Annotated in this window: 15 protein-coding genes; 6 read left to right on the top strand and 9 right to left on the bottom strand. The window is 59.1% G+C overall.

The genetic code is table 11. The annotated features are described in order from the left end of the window. The first annotated feature begins 88 nt into the window (after positions 1-88). A complete protein-coding gene (locus tag ACID345_RS24625; RefSeq protein WP_011525525.1) occupies positions 89-949 on the top strand; it encodes a DUF1003 domain-containing protein in 861 nt (286 codons plus the stop codon). A gap of 19 nt (positions 950-968) precedes the next feature. Next, entirely contained in the window at positions 969-2,333 is a 1,365-nt protein-coding gene (gene mnmE, locus ACID345_RS24620; protein WP_011525524.1) for a tRNA uridine-5-carboxymethylaminomethyl(34) synthesis GTPase MnmE, read from the top strand. A gap of 2 nt (positions 2,334-2,335) precedes the next feature. Here mnmE and ACID345_RS24615 read toward each other — a convergent pair whose 3' ends face one another. Further along, positions 2,336-4,492 carry a tetratricopeptide repeat protein gene (locus tag ACID345_RS24615; protein WP_011525523.1) on the bottom strand — a complete coding sequence of 719 codons (2,157 nt, stop codon included), beginning with the start codon at positions 4,490-4,492 and terminating at the stop codon, positions 2,336-2,338. Between the two features lie 186 nt (positions 4,493-4,678). On the opposite strand from ACID345_RS24615, the gene ACID345_RS24610 reads away from it, so the two are divergent. Further along, complete coding sequence (locus ACID345_RS24610) at positions 4,679-5,944, top strand: ArnT family glycosyltransferase (protein WP_011525522.1); 1,266 nt, start codon at positions 4,679-4,681, stop codon at positions 5,942-5,944. Here ACID345_RS24610 and ACID345_RS24605 read toward each other — a convergent pair. Next, positions 5,937-6,677 carry a hypothetical protein gene (locus ACID345_RS24605; RefSeq protein WP_011525521.1) on the bottom strand — a complete coding sequence of 247 codons (741 nt, stop codon included), beginning with the start codon at positions 6,675-6,677 and terminating at the stop codon, positions 5,937-5,939. The two genes, ACID345_RS24610 and ACID345_RS24605, sit on opposite strands and share 8 nt — an antisense overlap. A gap of 2 nt (positions 6,678-6,679) precedes the next feature. Then, positions 6,680-7,288 (bottom strand): Holliday junction branch migration protein RuvA, encoded by a 609-nt coding sequence (ruvA, locus tag ACID345_RS24600; protein ID WP_011525520.1) that lies wholly within the window; start codon positions 7,286-7,288, stop codon positions 6,680-6,682. Between the two features lie 191 nt (positions 7,289-7,479). Between ruvA and ACID345_RS24595 the strand changes: the two genes are divergently transcribed. After that, on the top strand, positions 7,480-7,794 hold the full coding sequence (locus ACID345_RS24595; protein ID WP_228370707.1) for a hypothetical protein: 315 nt from the start codon (positions 7,480-7,482) through the stop codon (positions 7,792-7,794). Here the strand turns inward: ACID345_RS24595 and ACID345_RS24590 are convergent, their stop codons facing one another. From ACID345_RS24590 to ACID345_RS24565, 6 genes are read right to left on the bottom strand one after another with little or no spacing between them, the layout of a single operon-like run. After that, complete coding sequence (locus ACID345_RS24590; protein WP_011525518.1) at positions 7,795-8,607, bottom strand: DUF3108 domain-containing protein; 813 nt, start codon at positions 8,605-8,607, stop codon at positions 7,795-7,797. 13 nt (positions 8,608-8,620) lie between these two features. Further along, positions 8,621-9,178 (bottom strand): methyltransferase family protein, encoded by a 558-nt coding sequence (locus ACID345_RS24585; RefSeq protein WP_011525517.1) that lies wholly within the window; start codon positions 9,176-9,178, stop codon positions 8,621-8,623. Continuing rightward, entirely contained in the window at positions 9,171-10,241 is a 1,071-nt protein-coding gene (gene waaC, locus ACID345_RS24580; protein ID WP_148210252.1) for a lipopolysaccharide heptosyltransferase I, read from the bottom strand. Before waaC ends, ACID345_RS24585 begins: the two co-directional genes overlap by 8 nt. A 30-nt stretch (positions 10,242-10,271) precedes the next feature. Further along, positions 10,272-11,147: an ADP-heptose synthase gene (locus ACID345_RS24575; protein ID WP_011525515.1), complete on the bottom strand. Its 876-nt coding sequence runs from the start codon at positions 11,145-11,147 to the stop codon at positions 10,272-10,274. A 9-nt stretch (positions 11,148-11,156) separates the two neighbouring features. After that, positions 11,157-12,125, bottom strand: a complete 969-nt coding sequence (gene lpxK / locus ACID345_RS24570; protein WP_011525514.1) for a tetraacyldisaccharide 4'-kinase — start codon at positions 12,123-12,125, stop codon at positions 11,157-11,159. Then, positions 12,122-13,453, bottom strand: coding sequence for a 3-deoxy-D-manno-octulosonic acid transferase (locus ACID345_RS24565; RefSeq protein ID WP_011525513.1), 1,332 nt, complete (start codon positions 13,451-13,453; stop codon positions 12,122-12,124). The genes lpxK and ACID345_RS24565 overlap by 4 nt, the downstream gene beginning before the upstream one ends. Positions 13,454-13,506: 53 nt before the next feature. Here ACID345_RS24565 and ACID345_RS24560 point away from each other — a divergent pair, with 53 nt between their 5' ends. Both ACID345_RS24560 and gatB read left to right on the top strand, forming a co-directional pair. Next, a complete protein-coding gene (locus ACID345_RS24560) occupies positions 13,507-14,154 on the top strand; it encodes a hypothetical protein (protein WP_148210251.1) in 648 nt (215 codons plus the stop codon). A gap of 24 nt (positions 14,155-14,178) precedes the next feature. Next, positions 14,179-15,654 (top strand): Asp-tRNA(Asn)/Glu-tRNA(Gln) amidotransferase subunit GatB, encoded by a 1,476-nt coding sequence (gene gatB / locus ACID345_RS24555; RefSeq protein ID WP_011525511.1) that lies wholly within the window; start codon positions 14,179-14,181, stop codon positions 15,652-15,654. Positions 15,655-15,699 lie beyond the last annotated feature (45 nt).

The raw sequence follows: 15,699 nt of genomic DNA, 5'->3' as shown, positions 1-15,699 counted from the left end.
GGGAGCAGCCGGTTCGCCACGCGAACTGCGCCCTTCTATCGCTAAACGTTCGTGCATAATGTGTGAACTCTGAATGGAGGGTTCACCCATGGCGGCAGATCCGCTCTTATTGGCCGAGGTTCCTATCTTCTCGCTGCTCGACGAGCAGGAGCGCGAAACCCTGATCGGACTCCTGGAGCACCAAACCGTAAAGGAAGGCGAACTCATCTTTCGCACCGGCGATCATCCGGACGCCCTCTACGTTATTGCTGATGGCAAGGTGGAACTCTTCATTCACGACGATGCTGGACGCAAGATCGCCCTCGACGAACTTGGCCCCGCAGATGTTGTGGGCGAAGTTTCCTTCATGGACGGCGGACCGCGCACGGCCAGCTCCGCAGCCCTCACTCCTACGAGGCTACTGCGCTTCGAGCGCGAATCGTTGCTGGAATTTGTTACCCGGCACCCTCATGCAGCGATCGACCTGCTTACCATGATGGGCAAGAGGCTTCGCTCGGCTGATGAGATGCTGCGCCACACCGTAGTGCAAAATGCGAATATCGTTGAAGAAGACCAGTTGACCTTCGGACAGCGTATTGCGGACCAGGTTGCGACCTTCGGCGGTTCGTGGACTTTCATCATCACCTTCGGCACGGTGTTAGTCGTATGGGTGATCGTGAATGTCATCCTGCTGAGCAAGCCCTTCGATCCGTATCCGTTCATCCTTCTGAACTTGGTGCTCTCGATGCTGGCAGCCTTGCAAGCGCCGGTGATCATGATGAGCCAGAACCGCCAGTCGGCTAAAGACCGCCTGAATTCGGACCTCGATTTCAAGGTGAACCAGAAGGCGGAACTCGAGATCGCGCACCTGCACAAAAAGGTGGATCAGCTCTACGAAGTCACGCAGCAGCACTGGGCGCAGCGCGACAAAGAACACCGCTCAGGTGGCCAGGGCAAACCCGCCAACTGATTACTACTAGAATGGTTGGGTGAACCTCGACGACACGATTGTCGCGATTGCAACTCCGCCGGGCCGCGGAGGGATTGGCGTCGTGCGCCTTGCCGGCCCCGAGGCGCGAACTGTCGCGCTTCTTATGCTTCGTCTCGCGAATGGGAAAGCAGAGCTCGAAGCACAGCGCGCGCACTTCGCGGAGCTAGTGGACCCCGAATCCGGCGAACGCCTCGACGAAGTCGTCGTCGCCTACTTCGCCAAGCCGCATTCTTATACGACGGACGATATCGTCGAGATTTCCTGCCATGGGTCACCGGTACTGCTGGCCCGCGTCGTGGAGCTTGCGCTGGCGAAAGGTGTGCGCATGGCCGATCCCGGCGAGTTCACAATGCGCGCGTTCCTCAATGGCCGTATTGACCTTACTCAAGCCGAAGCGGTGCGCGACCTGATTGAGTCGCAGACGCTCTACCAGGCGAGAGTCGCCGCGCAACAACTCGGAGGCTCGGTGTCGCGAAGGCTTCAGCCCACAAAGCAGAAGCTGGTGAATTTGATTGCCGTGCTCGAAGCCGGCATCGACTTCGCCGACGACGATGTCTCGGTTCTTCCAGCGAAGGAAGCCATCGCACGAATTGCTGAGGTGCATGAACCGCTCGCCAAGCTGAAAGAGGGCTTCGCGTTCGGCAAGGTAGTGCACGAGGGACTGACGCTCGCGATTGTAGGCCGTCCGAACGTGGGCAAGTCCAGCCTGTTTAACCGCCTTGTTGAGCGCGACCGCGCCATCGTCACCGCAATTCCCGGCACCACGCGCGATCTCGTCACCGAGACCGTGTCTCTGGGTGGTATCCCCGTGCATCTTGTGGATACTGCCGGCATCCGCGAGTCGCACGATGAGGCAGAGAGCATCGGAATCCAGAAATCGCGCGAAGCTATGGCTGACGCGGATCTCGTGCTTGTTGTCGTTGACGCTCACGCCGAGACCGGACACGAACTCGACCACCAACTAATCTCGGCTGCAGCCGAGCGCAGTGCAATTCTCGTTGAAAACAAAATTGATCTCGGCCGTCACTCGGTTGCAAACGGGAAGTCCATTCCTGTGGTCCGTACCTCGGCGGTGAGCGGTGAAGGCATAGCTGAATTGCGCGAGCAGATCCTGCGGATGGTCTCCGGCGAATCGGGACGGGAAGAAAGCGGATTCCTCACCAACATTCGCCAACACCAGCTTGTTACCGACTCGCTCGCAGCACTCGAGGCCGCGACCAATGCACTCGAAGTGCGCGTGCCGCACGAAATGGTGCTGATGGACCTCTACAACGCTTTGCGTCCACTGGACGATATCACCGGTGCAACCACCGCCGACGACATCCTGAACTTGATCTTTTCGACTTTCTGCATCGGGAAGTGAATTCAAGACGTCTGCGCGGCCGTCCAGCGGTCGAACATCTGCACGAACGTCTGCTCAAGTTCGCGCGCCAGTCCGCGGGCATCGCACAATGAACTTTCGACCATCCGTTGACGCTGCGAGCCGCGCAATTGCTTGCGCAGTTCGACATTATTCGACAGTTCGACAACCTTCGAAATGTAGTTCTGCTCGCTATCCGCAATCCACTCTGTACGGCCGATGGCGCGCAGAAATCCTGCCGCAATGCGTGATGCGGTACGGTTCCCCTCCATCGCAACCAGAGGCACCCCCATCCAGAGAGCGTCGCAAGCCGTCGTACCGCTATTGAGCGGGATGGTGTCGAGTGCGACGTCAACGCGGTCGTAGAGGCGCATATGGCGCTCGTGTCCGGGGATGTATGGCTCGAACTCGATTCGATCGGCGCCGATACCGTGGGTCGCGAGTTCCGCCGATATGCGCTGATGCGCATCAGTATCATCTGCGGTCCGATCCTCGAGAAGGAGTTTCGACTTCGGTACTGCTTCCATCACCTTCGCCCAAAGATCGAGGCTCTCCTGGCCGATCTTCGAGTACCGGTTAAGACTTCCGAACCAAAGCGTGCCGTCTGCGCTCGGTGTCCATGCGCTCTGAGGCAGAGCAGTGTCGCCGCGATACACCAAGGGCAACCGAGGTACTCGCCAGATGCCTTCGCAGAAATGAGCATCGAAGCTGGCCGGCAGCTTGTCATCCGCGAGCACCCAATCCACTTCGGTGAGTCCTGTCGTGCTCCAGTAGCCGATCCACGTCATCTGCACCGGCGCCGCCCGATGCGCGAAGATTCCGAGGCGACAGCCGCGAGTATGCCCGGTGGTATCGATCAGCACGTCTACGCCTTCTTTGCGTATAACCTCTGCTGCCGCAGCATCCGGAACCTGCGCCAGCGAAATGACCTTATCGCCAAGCGCATGCAGACGCTGGGTGCGTGCGCCATCGCGCAGCCGAGTCGGGAACAAGAGCAATTCGAACTGGCTGCGGTCAATCTCACTCAGCAGCGGCTCAAGAAAATCGGCAACGGCGTGTTCGCCCAGCTCCGCCGATACGATGCCTATCCGCAGCTTTCTTCCTGCGAGATGTGTCCGGACGAACCTCCTACTTCTGGCTTCCGCGCGTTCCTCCTCGGTGAGGGCTGCCCGTTCCCAGCCGAGTGCGAACGCGAGCTCTTCCGCGGGTGAAACGCAACCTGTTGAAGCGTAAAGCAGCAGCAAATTGCTGTACGCGGGCAAGTAGCCAGGTTGAATCTCCAGCGCACTTTGATAGGCGGCGATTGCCTCGTCGGTACGGTGGAGTTCCTGTAGTGCGCTGCCGAGATTGAAATGCGCTTCCACATCCGCAGGACGCAACGCGATCGCTTGGTGATAGTGTTCGACCGCGGCCGACATTCGGCCCTGTTCCTGGAGCGCGACACCGAGATTGTTGAGCGGGTCTGCATATTCCGCGCGAAGCGCAATTGCCCGTTCGAAGGCCTCAATCGCCGCGGACGTCTCGCCCATCTCCCGCAGCACTACTCCGAGATTGTTTTGTGCTTCTGGAAATTCGGGACGTGACGCCACGGCACGTCTATAACTTTCTCTTGCTTGCGTCCAATTTCCGCGACGTTGATAGGCATTTCCCAAGTTGTAATGCGCGTCCGCGTAGTCAGGCTTCAAGTCCAGCGCGCGCTGGTAACTCGCAATCGCCTGCTCCAAATCGCCTTGCGCCAAGCGCAGATTGCCAAGGTTGTTATGCGCTTCGGCGTGGTGAGGGCGGAGCGCGATTACCTTCTCGTAGCAGGCAATCGCATCTTCTTGGCGTCCTTGGGATTGCAACGTGATCCCTAAATTGCTGAGTGCGCCGACGTGTTCCGGTTGCAAACTGAGAACCTGCCGCATCAGGCGCTCTGCCGTAGCCGTCTCGCCGATCTGGCTGGCGAGGATGCTAAGCGAATGAAGAGCCTCGACGTTATTCGGATCGCCCCGTAAGACCTGCTCATAGATCTTTGCTGCGGGTTGCAGCCGTCCGGCCTCGTGGTGTTCGCGTGCCATCATGAGCCGTGCTGCGTTCGACGGACGCACCAGGCAGCATAGCTTGTATTTTTTCCCGCTGCCGCACGGACAACGGTCGTTGCGGCCGATCTTGGTCGTCACGGTTTCATCTCGCGATCCGAACAGCCGATTGTCTCAGACCGCGCAAGTCACGCTCTGCCTGAATGCATGCCAAAACTCACGCTGAATACACATTGGGAAATTCGCCCGGTTTGGATTCCAAGCTGCGTATTTCGCACGAACCAGCTTGCATCTCGACTTATCTCTTGATTCTGCGAAAATAAACCGATGCCCACCATGCCGGATGCTCCTGTCGCGGCGAAACCCGACTACCGCAACCTTTACATTTCTCTTTTCGCGACGGCGTTCGTGCTGCGCATCGTCTGCATGCTGTGGTGGAAGAGCTACATCATCCCGACTGCGGTACCGTACAACGAGGTCGGACGCCTCATCGAAAAACTCGCAACCGGACAGGGTTTCTCGTCACCCTATGGCGGCAATTCGGGCCCGACGGGCGCGTTTCCCCCCGTCTATCCGTTTCTCGGCTCGCTGATTTATCGCCTCTTCGGCTCCTACACACACGCCACGAACATTGCGCTGCTCAGCATGAATTGCGTGTTCGGCTCGCTGAATGCAGTTCTGATTCATAAGCTGGGGATTCGTACACTGGGCCATCGCTCTGCCTTCCTTGCCGCGTGGGCGTGGACCCTCTTCCCTGTGTTCTTTCGTTGGGACATCAGTTGGATCTGGGAGTTCTCACTCAGCGCGCTGCTGCTCACGTGGGTATTCATCCTGACGATGGACCTCGCGCAAGACGGCACAACCTCGCGCTGGATCGGCTTTGGTGCGGCATGGGGATTTACCTCGCTGGCGAATCCCGCGCTTGTCAGCATGCTGCCATTCGCGGGGATCTTCGCGCTAGTCCGCAACCACAGGGCCGGCAAGCCGTGGTTCAAGTCAGCGGTTCTTTCGGCGGCGCTATTTTTCGCGGTGCTTACGCCGTGGCTCGCGCGCAACTATGTGAACTTCCATAAAGTCTTTTTTGTGCGCGATAACTTCTGGCTCGAGTTCCAGCTTGGCAACTTCCACGGCAGCACCGGCCTCGGTTTCGGACCGTTGCACCCGACGGGGAGCGATCGACTCCTACATCGTTTCGAGACCCTCGGCGAGCTCGGCTATATGGAAGACCGTAAGAAGCTCGCCATGGATTTCGTCCACAACTACCCGTCGGAATTTCGCGAGCTCACTCTGAAACGCGCGCAATGGTTTTGGGACGGCACCGTCGTGACTTATCAGTCTAACGAGTGGTGGTCGCCTTGGGAGGTCTGGTGGCTGTCAGTCGTGAGCCTTCTGGGCCTGTTATTTGTGCTCACGCGGCGTCCCTGTGGATGGATCTTATTCGTCGCTGTCGTACTGGTCTACCCACTCCCCTACTACTTCACATATGCGAACCCGAAGTATCGGCACGCGATCGAACCGGAGCTGGTCGTGCTCGGCGCCTACCTCTTTGTCGTGTTGTACGAGGAATTCGCGTCCAGGAAAAAGGCTACTTAGGCCAGTACTGCACGTGCACTTCCGTGGCTTTTACCTTCATAAAGCCGGTGATCTTCAAAAAGTCACCTTGGCTGCCATCCAGCACCACGCGCTGCTTGTCGGTCTCCAGCATCGGATCCAGCAGATGAAGCTCTTTCAAATCCACCATGCGTTCGCCGCGCTTCGACTGCCAATCGTCCCACATCGCGCCGGTCAGCAAGTCGGCATGTCCATCGATGAAGACAATCTGGATCTCATCTGTCAGGATCGGCACCAACAGCGCTGACGTGTTTGAGGGCACTCCTGGGAAATATTGCAGTTTCAGTTCCACCTTGCGGCCATCGTCGAGCGTGTACTCGCCCTCGGTTTTGCGGATGATGTCATCCATCTTGCCCATGTCGTCGAGGCAGAGCGACCCGCCATAGTACTTGTCAGCCCACATGTCCTGCTTCAGCTCGACCTTCTGGTACGCCAGCACGCCTTCCAACGCTGCAACAAACGAATAGTTCGTGCATTTTTGCTGCGCGTGCACGGTTGGCGGATCCTTGACTTCCGACAAATGCAGCACGCCTCTTGGCCTGTTTGGGTCTTCGGAGTCGCCAGCCTTCGGTTGCTCCGGAGTTTTGGGTGCGTCCACGGGTGCGGTTTCTTTCGGAGCTTCGACGGGTGGCGCTTCCTTGGGAGCCTCCACCTGTGCGCTCACCGAGCACCCAGCAGCCAAGAAAATCGCCAGAAGGAAAAGAAGTTTGCGCATGGTTACCTCGACAGCATCCCCAAAGCTCCGCGAAAGAGCTGATCGAACGCTGAAGAGGAGCCTGTTTTGAGAGCGCGCGTCACCGCCTGTTCCGCTGCGGCCCTCTGATATCCGAGGTTTACCAAGGCCGAAATCACATCCTCTTCCGCCTGGCTCGCTTTCGGGATCTCCGGAGTTGCACCGAACGTTTCCAGCTTGTCCTTCAGTTCCAGAATCATTCGCTCCGCGGTCTTCTTTCCGACGCCCGGAATCTTTGTCAGCCGAGTGACGTCATTACCGCGAATGGCTCCCACAACCTCGTTCGCCGCCATACTCAGCACCGTGATCGCCAACTTCGGCCCTATGCCGCTCACGGTCAGCAAACGTTCGAATAATTGCTTCTCCTGCGGATGCACGAATCCATAAAGCGCAAGCGCATCCTCCCGTACGTGGGTGTGTACGTAGAGGGAAGCTTCCGTACCATCAGCCCCAAGCTCGGAGAACGTCGGCACGCTGATGGTCACGTCGTAGCCCACGCCACCGCAATCCACAATGACCTGGTTCGGCCGCTTGGCCAGGATCTTTCCTCGAAGATGCGCAATCACGTTTCGATTGTAGCCACTTCGCGCCATAGGGCGAAGAGTAACTACAAAGGCGCACTCGGTTTCAGCACAGGAATCTACTTGCGTCCGCGCAGAGCGGGTGTATTATGCGCGGCAAAGCAGGTGGTGGGGACTGCTCCGGGAAGGCGGCTGGCAACCGCCGTGCAGGGCGTCGTACATCCAATTGAGAAGAACTCAGCGCAAGCCACGGCGAATGCTCCATGCTCGGCAATCTGGATGCTTCCGCCGTTGAGGAGATCATGGCTACAGGACATACCGAACCCAGCAGCACGCCCGAGCACCTTCAGGAACTGGAAGACGAACGAAAGAAATTACGCCGGCTGCAGATCATGATCGACATGGTCATGTCGGTGATCGCGCAGGACCCGAACCTCAGCATCGAAGAGGCCTCGCAGATGGCGAACGATGCCAAGCGCGCCGCCCTTGCGATGTTCCCCGACAAGGAACTCGCCTTCGACTTAATCTACAAGCCGCGGCTGCAACGCCTCATGCGCGAGCGCTATCGGATTATCTGATTACTGTTTTTCGATTCTGACCAGGCGGATGGTCAGCGTGCCCCAGAACATGCGGGCGCGCATCAGCACCGGAATGTGCTGACCGTCGTTGGTGTACCACACCCAGATCTTGCCGCGTTTCTTCAGGAGGCCGGAGTCCGCTTCGGGCTGCACGCGCACGGTTTGGAATGTCCCCGCTGGCGTCTTGACCTCTTCCTTGCCTTCGACGTGCGCCTGTACGTTGACGGTCTTTCCGCCATCATTCAGCGGGAAGTTGTACGTCGCATTCTCGTGTAGCGGCAGGGTCGCGCCATACCAGATCCCCGAGAGCACATCCGTCACGCAGCTTGGGATGTCCTCTTCCTGGTGTTTCATCTGGTTGTCTTTCAGGTTGCGCTCATCAAGCACGGCTTTGCGTCGTGCGTAGTCAAATCGGATGTTCGTCTCGCGTTTATGCGTGCCTTCTTCCGTGTGCTTCGTAATGCGCGACGAGCAGAGTGTCTTGTTATCGAAGTACGCCTCGAAGCGGTCCGCAACGCGGTACAGCATCGCCACTGCGCCAATGGAGTCGGCGGAGGCGCTCACGTGATACTCGGTCCCGGTATTCTCGATTCGGAAGATCGCGTTGCCGGCAGTCCAGAGGCGCCAGTCTGCCTCGTATACGAATGTCTGCCCGACCGGCAGATGGAAGTTCGGCGAGAGTGGCTGGATTGCGTACACGGGCCCGATGGTATCGGTCGCCGCGGGCGCGGCATTTCCGCCTGCCTGCCCGATGCTGCCTGCTGTCAAACCCAGCAGCAACCATGCCAGGCAGATCAAAAATCTTGGTCTCAAAAGGGTCACTCGACTATCGAGAATACACGAGCTTCGCGGCTAACGCGGCCACCATCAGTACTGCCCCGATGACCGCATTGTATTCGCGATGGCGTAAATACAGCTCCTTCGAGAAGGAACCCTTCCCGCCACCGGCGGCGCGCAGCCTGGGAATTAGACGTGGCACTTGCTGACAGTATTCATCGAATCCCGCAAATTCTCCGCGCAAGTATTCTTCTTCAGAACGAATCACCGGCAAATAGATCGCGAGGAACAGAACCACTAAACCGACCGCCACCCACCAGTTGCGCGATGCGATTCCGAAGCCGAGCGCGATAATCGTCGAGCCGAGATACAGCGGATTTCGCGTGTATGCATAAGGGCCAGTCGTGGTGAGTTCGCGGTTCTTCTTCACGTGTCCTGCAGCCGCTGCGCGTATCGCGATTCCAACCGCGGCGATCGCCGCCCCAATTCCAATGAAGAGCCACGTCGGTTTTGCCAGCCAGAAATAGACAACCGCGAAGACAAATCCCAACGGCACACGGATGCGCCGTGCGATTTTGCTCCAACCGGTTGGCTGCGTGCTAGGCAATCGTCTTCCCCAATATCTCTCCGGCGGCCGCAAGCACTTCTTCCGCCGTGATGGACGACAGCCCGCCTTCCATCGCTGCGGACCGCTTGTACGTGGTCACACTTTGCGGGCTACGCACGACAACCGCTCTCCCGCCATACGGCCCGTTGCGCGCGGGATCCGTGGGCCCAAACAGCGCCACGCTCGGTGTATTCAGTGCGACGGCGAGATGCAAAGGCCCGGTATCGCCGCCGATAAAAAGCGTTGCCCGCCGCGTCAGCGCAATCAACTCTGAGAGCGTAGTGGAAAGCTGCATCGCCGCTCCTCCACTCGCATTTTCCACCGCTTTCCCCAACTCTTCTTCGCCTGGCCCCGCGTTAATCACGGATGCAATTCCGTTTGTCGCCAAGCGCTTCGCCACTTCTCCAAAGCGCTCTGCCGGCCAGCACTTCGATCCCCAGCCTGCCCCCGGATTCACAATCGCGAATTCCTTGAAGCCACATTCGCGCAGCTTGGCATCAGCCCACGCTTCCGCTACCGGATCAATCGGGATCGGAAATAAATGTTCGGGTCTTGCCGTAGCTCCAGCTGCCGTTGCCAATGACCAGTTTCGATCGGCAATATGCGTTCCGGTTGGCTGGACCTGGTGGCTGTAAAACATGGTGGCCGCACCTTCCCACGGCTGCGCAAACCCGAAGCGCCTTCGAGGACGCGCAAGGCGTCCAAGCACGGCCGACTTCATGGCGCCTTGGATGTCGATGGCTACATCGTACTGCGCGGCGCGCAATCCTGTGACGGTGTCTTTGATCTCGCGCCACGTCTCACCGGAAAGCCAGGCATTCCGCCACGCACGGGTATTCACAATGTGCAGGATGTCCACCAGCGGTTTGCCTTCACCGCGCGCGGCAAAACGCGCCTCCGGACTCGAAAGCAGGGGAGCCCAGCGCTCCTCAATCGCCCAGCCAATCATTGCGGAAGGAAAAGACGCTCGCAGGGCGCTCACCGCAGGAAGCGAGTGAATGATATCGCCCATCGATCCTAGTCGTAGCACGAGGATCTTTTGCGGCTCACTTGTCGAACTCACGGACACCTTTCAGTGTACAAGAACCGGCACTCACCGCACCTGTCGCGATGCCTTCGAGCTCGTAAGGAACTCCTGGACTTCTTCTCGTCGGGGACGCTTTTCTGGATTCCGCGCCCCGAAAAATGTGACGATCTTCGCCGCCAGTTCAGCGGACTCTCGCGCCTCGGCACCCGCCGCTAATCCCGCCGCAAAGAACGCTCCAAGAAGATCAACATCCGCCGATGTTTGGATCGAGATTCGATCCGGTCTGTGGCGACCGCTCAAGACGAAAACAGCTTGGGTATCAACCGCCACGAACGAGTCGGACTGCAGCTCCTGCTTCATGCCCTCGGCAGCAGCTTCGAGCTTCTCCGCATCGCCACCAATCTCAACGCCGATCGCTTCCTCCAACTCTCGCCCGCTGGCGACGGCCGCCGTCAGCTGCTCGAACTCCGCCAGCCTGTGTAGTGATCGCGCCACGAGTGTCTTCTCGCGCAAACATCCGTTCGACTTAATGAAGTTCAATAGACGTGGGCTCGCCGCTCCGATCCCGTAGTCGCACACGTACATGCCATCAGAAGCCGATGCAAACTTTCGCGCGTGCTCGACCAGGTTCAGGAGGGCGGGATGCTCGCCGTGGAGCAGCTCATTCCCCGAGGAACTGGGAGTGGCGTAGTTCTTGATCCTGCTGATGCCGCTGGTGCTGATCTTGTGCTGCTGCAACGCGTGGAAAATCTTCTGACCGCCCTCGTCCTCACCGACCACTCCGACAGGAAACACCGAGGCGCCGATGTCCGCCAGTCGTAGCGCGACATTCGCTCCACCAGAGCTGAGATCGTCAAGAAAGTCCGCCACAATCGTCAGCGTTACATCGCTAAGCGACTCAAAGATGTCCACCAGCTTTGCCGTGTCCTGTCCCTTGCTCACGTCTCGCCCTCAGCCTTGCCGTCGTTCAATGATCTTGATGATCTCGTCGAGTGCCGCGTCCGCATCTCTAAGTTTCAGCGAGAGCCGCACAGCGTAGATCGGCGCTAACCGGTGCACCAACTCGCCGAGATTCATCATGTCTTTGATGGTCGTTACGCAGCAATCGGCTCGGCTGCTGGAAATTTCACGAACGATTTTCTCGATGTCGGCCGCTGAGTAGCGGTGATGGTCGCGGAATGTCAGCTCAGCCACTGGCTCCAGACCGTGACGCCGCAGGTCGGTGAAGAAGCGATGCGGCCGCGCTATGGCACAAAACGCCAGCACTCGGGCGTTCCGACTGAGTTGCTCCGGCAGAGCGATGTCACGTTCCACACGCCACACAAGTGGCGGCATCACCGGGAACGCCTCTATCTTGACCTCGTCAGTCGCAACCACCGCGTGGGCGCGCTTCAGTGCGGTCAGAGGTTCTCGCAAACGCCCAACCGGCAGAAGCACCTGGTCGGCATCGTCCGGCGCGAGCAGCACAATGTCGAAGTCCCTGGCCAATCCGCGATGCTGGAAGCCATCGTCCAGCAGGTGCAGGCGCGGCCCGAATTTCTGCTCAGCAAATCGCCCCGCTTCGTAACGGTCGGCCCCGACAATCACTCGCGGCGGATTCTCTGGCTTCTTCGCCGCAAAGTACTTTGCTAGCAGCAGAGGCTCATCGCCGAATTCGTTTGGGGAACCATCCAGCTCGACAATTTTAATTTCGGTTGATTCCCGCCCGTAGCCCCGTGAGAGCACGTCGAAGTCAATCTCGCGCTGCATCAGCAAGTCGCCGAGCAGTTGCGTGAAAGGCGTTTTCCCCGTTCCCCCGACGCACAAATTCCCCACACTCACCACCGGCCCGCGCAGTCGCTGCTGCTTCAGCAAGCTGCGGTCAAACATCGCATTTCGCGTCGCGACGCCTGCGCCGAAGAGCGCCGACAGTGGATTCATCGCCCACCCGCCAGAAAATTTTCCAGTGCCTGCATCGTCCGCTCGGTTGCGCCCGCCTGCGCCCGCATCACCTGTGCCGCTCGCTGGCCCAACGACGACGGCCCCGATCGCTCCGCATGATCTTTGAGCAACCGAATAAACTCACTGCCAAGTTGCGGCGCTTCCACGATTCGCACCGCGTCGGCGCGTTGGAAAATCGCAATGATGTCGCGAAAATTCTCGTAATGCGGCCCGATCACGATCGGCACGCCGTGTTGCGCCGGCTCCAGAATGTTGTGTCCGCCCTTGCGTACTAGGCTTCCGCCAACGAATGCGACATCTGCCAGCGCATACAGAGAAGCGAGTTCGCCGATGCTGTCGAGCAGCAGCACCGTTCCCGGCGGCAGCGGCTCATCGGCCCAATCTGAACGCCGCACTAGCTCAAACGGCGAGTCCGCCACCAGCTTAGCCACCGCCGCAAAACGCTCCCGATGCCGTGGTGCCAAGATCACCGCCATCCGCGGATATTCCTTCAGCACCTCGGCGAAAGCATGCAGCAGCATGGGCTCTTCGCCTTCCACCGTACTGCCTGCGATGATCAGCGGCTGTGATCCGCCGTCCGCGAAGCCTTCACGCACACGATGCACAATTTCTGCATTCGCCGTGGCATTCACCTCGAACTTCAGGTTGCCGCCCACATGTACGCAGTCCTTCGAGGCACCGATCTCGATGATCCTGCGCGCGTCCTCTTCGCTCTGTGCCAGGAACACGCCCACCGGCCGCAGCACGCGTGCGAAGACGCTCTTCCATCTCCGGTATCGCGGAAACGAGCGATCGGAAATCCGCGCATTTACCACGGCAATCTTTGCGCCGGCATTTCCCGACAACCGCAGGAAGTTCGGCCAGAACTCCGTCTCTGCCACGACCACCATCTCCGGACGCAGCGCCTTCAGGTAAGGACGAATCGCGAATCCAAAATCCAGAGGGAAGTAGAAGACGTTGTCGAAGCCGAAGCGATCCCGGGCCAATTGATTGCCGGTCGCTGTTGTCGTGGAGATGAGTACCCGATGGTTCAGATGGCGTTCGCGCAGTTGGCGCACCAGCGTGCTCACGGCGAGCACTTCTCCCACGCTCACCGCATGCACCCAGATCACGCGCTGGTGAATGTTCTTGAGTTGAGCAGGTACGGCGCCGAATCGTTGCGCCAGTCCGGCGCGGTACTTCGCATGCCGGGCCATTTGCAGCAGCCACCACGGAGTGGCCAACAGCATCAGCAGACCCAGCAGCAGGCTGTAGACGAAGTACACGCAGCCATTGTACTTACCACTAACCCTAAGCCGCAGTGTCACGTCGAATCACTAGCCGGTTGCTCCGATTTTCCGGCCAGCCCATAATCATGCTCATGCCGCTCTCTTCCCGACGCAGTTTACTTGTAGTTTCCCTCATCGCCGTCTTCGCGCTAGCCCTCTACGCCTCCAAGCAATATGAGCCGCCGAAGGTCTCGAATGCCGACACCTATCCCGCGCACGATGCCCATACCAACGAAAAGGTCACTATCGCGGCTGACATCTATAACACCGAGCAGAAGGCATCGATCTTCCGTCTCAAGTATCTCGACAAGGGTGTCCTTCCGATCAACTTGATCATCACCAATGAAGGCGGAGCGCCGGTAGCCCTCACGAAAATGACCGTCCAGCTCGTTGCACACGAGCGCCACGCCAAGCTCTCGCCCATGGAAGAGCAGGACATCTTCCGACGCATGACACACGCCAAGCGCAGCGACGACGTTGCTCGCACCACCAGCCCGCTGCCGTTCCCAACCAAACACAAAGTCGGCGGCCTGAAGCAGGAAGACCAGGACGAAGTCGAACACGCCATGTTTCAGGCCCGCGCCGTGGAACCGAACAACACGCAATCCGGCTTCGTGTTCTTCGACGTCTCCGATCTCAACGACGCGCTCGCTGGCGCCACGCTCTACGTCACCGGCATCCGCGACGGTGGTGGCAACGAGCTCATGTACTTCGAAATCCCGCTCGACAAGGCGAAGTAGGCCGCGCCTTTATATAATCCCTAGATGGCCACCACGCCGATCACGCTAGCGACTGTCCTCGAGAAGTACGAGCCTGTCATTGGGCTCGAGGTTCACGTTCAGCTCCTCACCGCCACCAAGGCTTTCTGCGGATGCTCCACCCAATTCGGAGCGCCGCCGAATACCAACGTCTGCCCGGTTTGCCTCGGCATGCCCGGCGCGTTGCCGGTGCTGAACCGCAAGGCCGTCGAGTTCGCGGTGCTGGCCGCTACCGCGCTCAATTGCCAGGTTCGCGAGCGCTCCATCTTCGCGCGTAAGAACTACTTCTATCCCGATCTGCCGAAGGGCTACCAGATCTCCCAGTTCGACAAGCCGCTTGCCGAGCACGGCTATATCGACATCAAGACCGCCGCTGGCCCGAAGAAGATCGGCATCACGCGTCTGCACATGGAAGACGACGCCGGTAAGAGCCTGCATGACGGTCTTCCCGACAGCGCCGACAAGTCCTCGGTCGATCTCAACCGCTCCGGCACGCCGCTGATCGAGATCGTCAGCGAGCCCGACATCCGCTCTGCCGACGAGGCCTACGAGTACCTCACGAACCTGAAGGAGATCATCCTTTACACCGGTGTGAGCGACTGCAACATGGAAGAAGGCTCGCTACGCTGCGACGCCAACGTCTCCATTCGCCCCAAGGGCCAGGAACAGTTCGGAACCAAAGCCGAAGTCAAGAACGTGAACTCGTTCCGCTTCATCAAGCAGGCGCTGGATTACGAAATCCTCCGTCAGTTCGAGGTGCTCGAGTCCGGTGGGCAGGTGAAGCAGGAGACGCGCCTCTACAACTCCAACGAAGGCCGAACGTACTCCATGCGCTCGAAAGAGCAGGCGCACGACTACCGCTACTTCCCCGAGCCCGACCTGCTTCCGCTCGTTGTAGATACGAAGTGGCGCGATGAGATCGTCAGCACTTTGCCCGAACTTCCCGAAGCGCGCCGGAAGCGGATGATCGCGGAATACGGCATCACGGACGGCGACGCCCACACGCTCACCCTCACTCGCACCATGGCCGACCAGTTTGAGTCTGCGGCTAAGCAGGCCAAGAACCCCAAGCGCGTCGCGAACCTCGTGCAGGGCGAACTCATCGGCCGCCTCAAGGCCAAAGGCTTGGAGATTGAACAGTCGCCGATCTCGATGAATGGCGTGGCGATGTCGGCCGATCTAGTTGAAGCAGGCACGATCAGCGGCAAAATGCTGAAGGATCTCTACGACCTCGCATTCGAGCGCGGCGAAGATTTCCCCGCGATCTACGAGAAAGAGAAGCCACAGCAGATCTCGGATACCGGCGCGCTGGAGAAGATCATCGACGAAGTCATCGCCGCGAATCCGAAGCAGCTCGAGCAGTACCGCGCAGGCAAGAAGACCGTCATCGGCTTCTTCGTCGGCCAGGTGATGAAGGCGTCGAAGGGTGCGGCCAATCCCGCGCTCGTGAATGAGCTGCTGACGAAGAAGTTGGAAGGGTAAGAGGTTTAACGGGAACTTCCTGAGAGCATCCGCGTATCAATGGTA

The sequence above is a fragment of the Candidatus Koribacter versatilis Ellin345 genome (genome assembly GCF_000014005.1).
GTDB lineage: Bacteria > Acidobacteriota > Terriglobia > Terriglobales > Acidobacteriaceae > Korobacter > Korobacter versatilis_A.
This window is presented reverse-complemented; position numbering and strand designations above follow the sequence as displayed.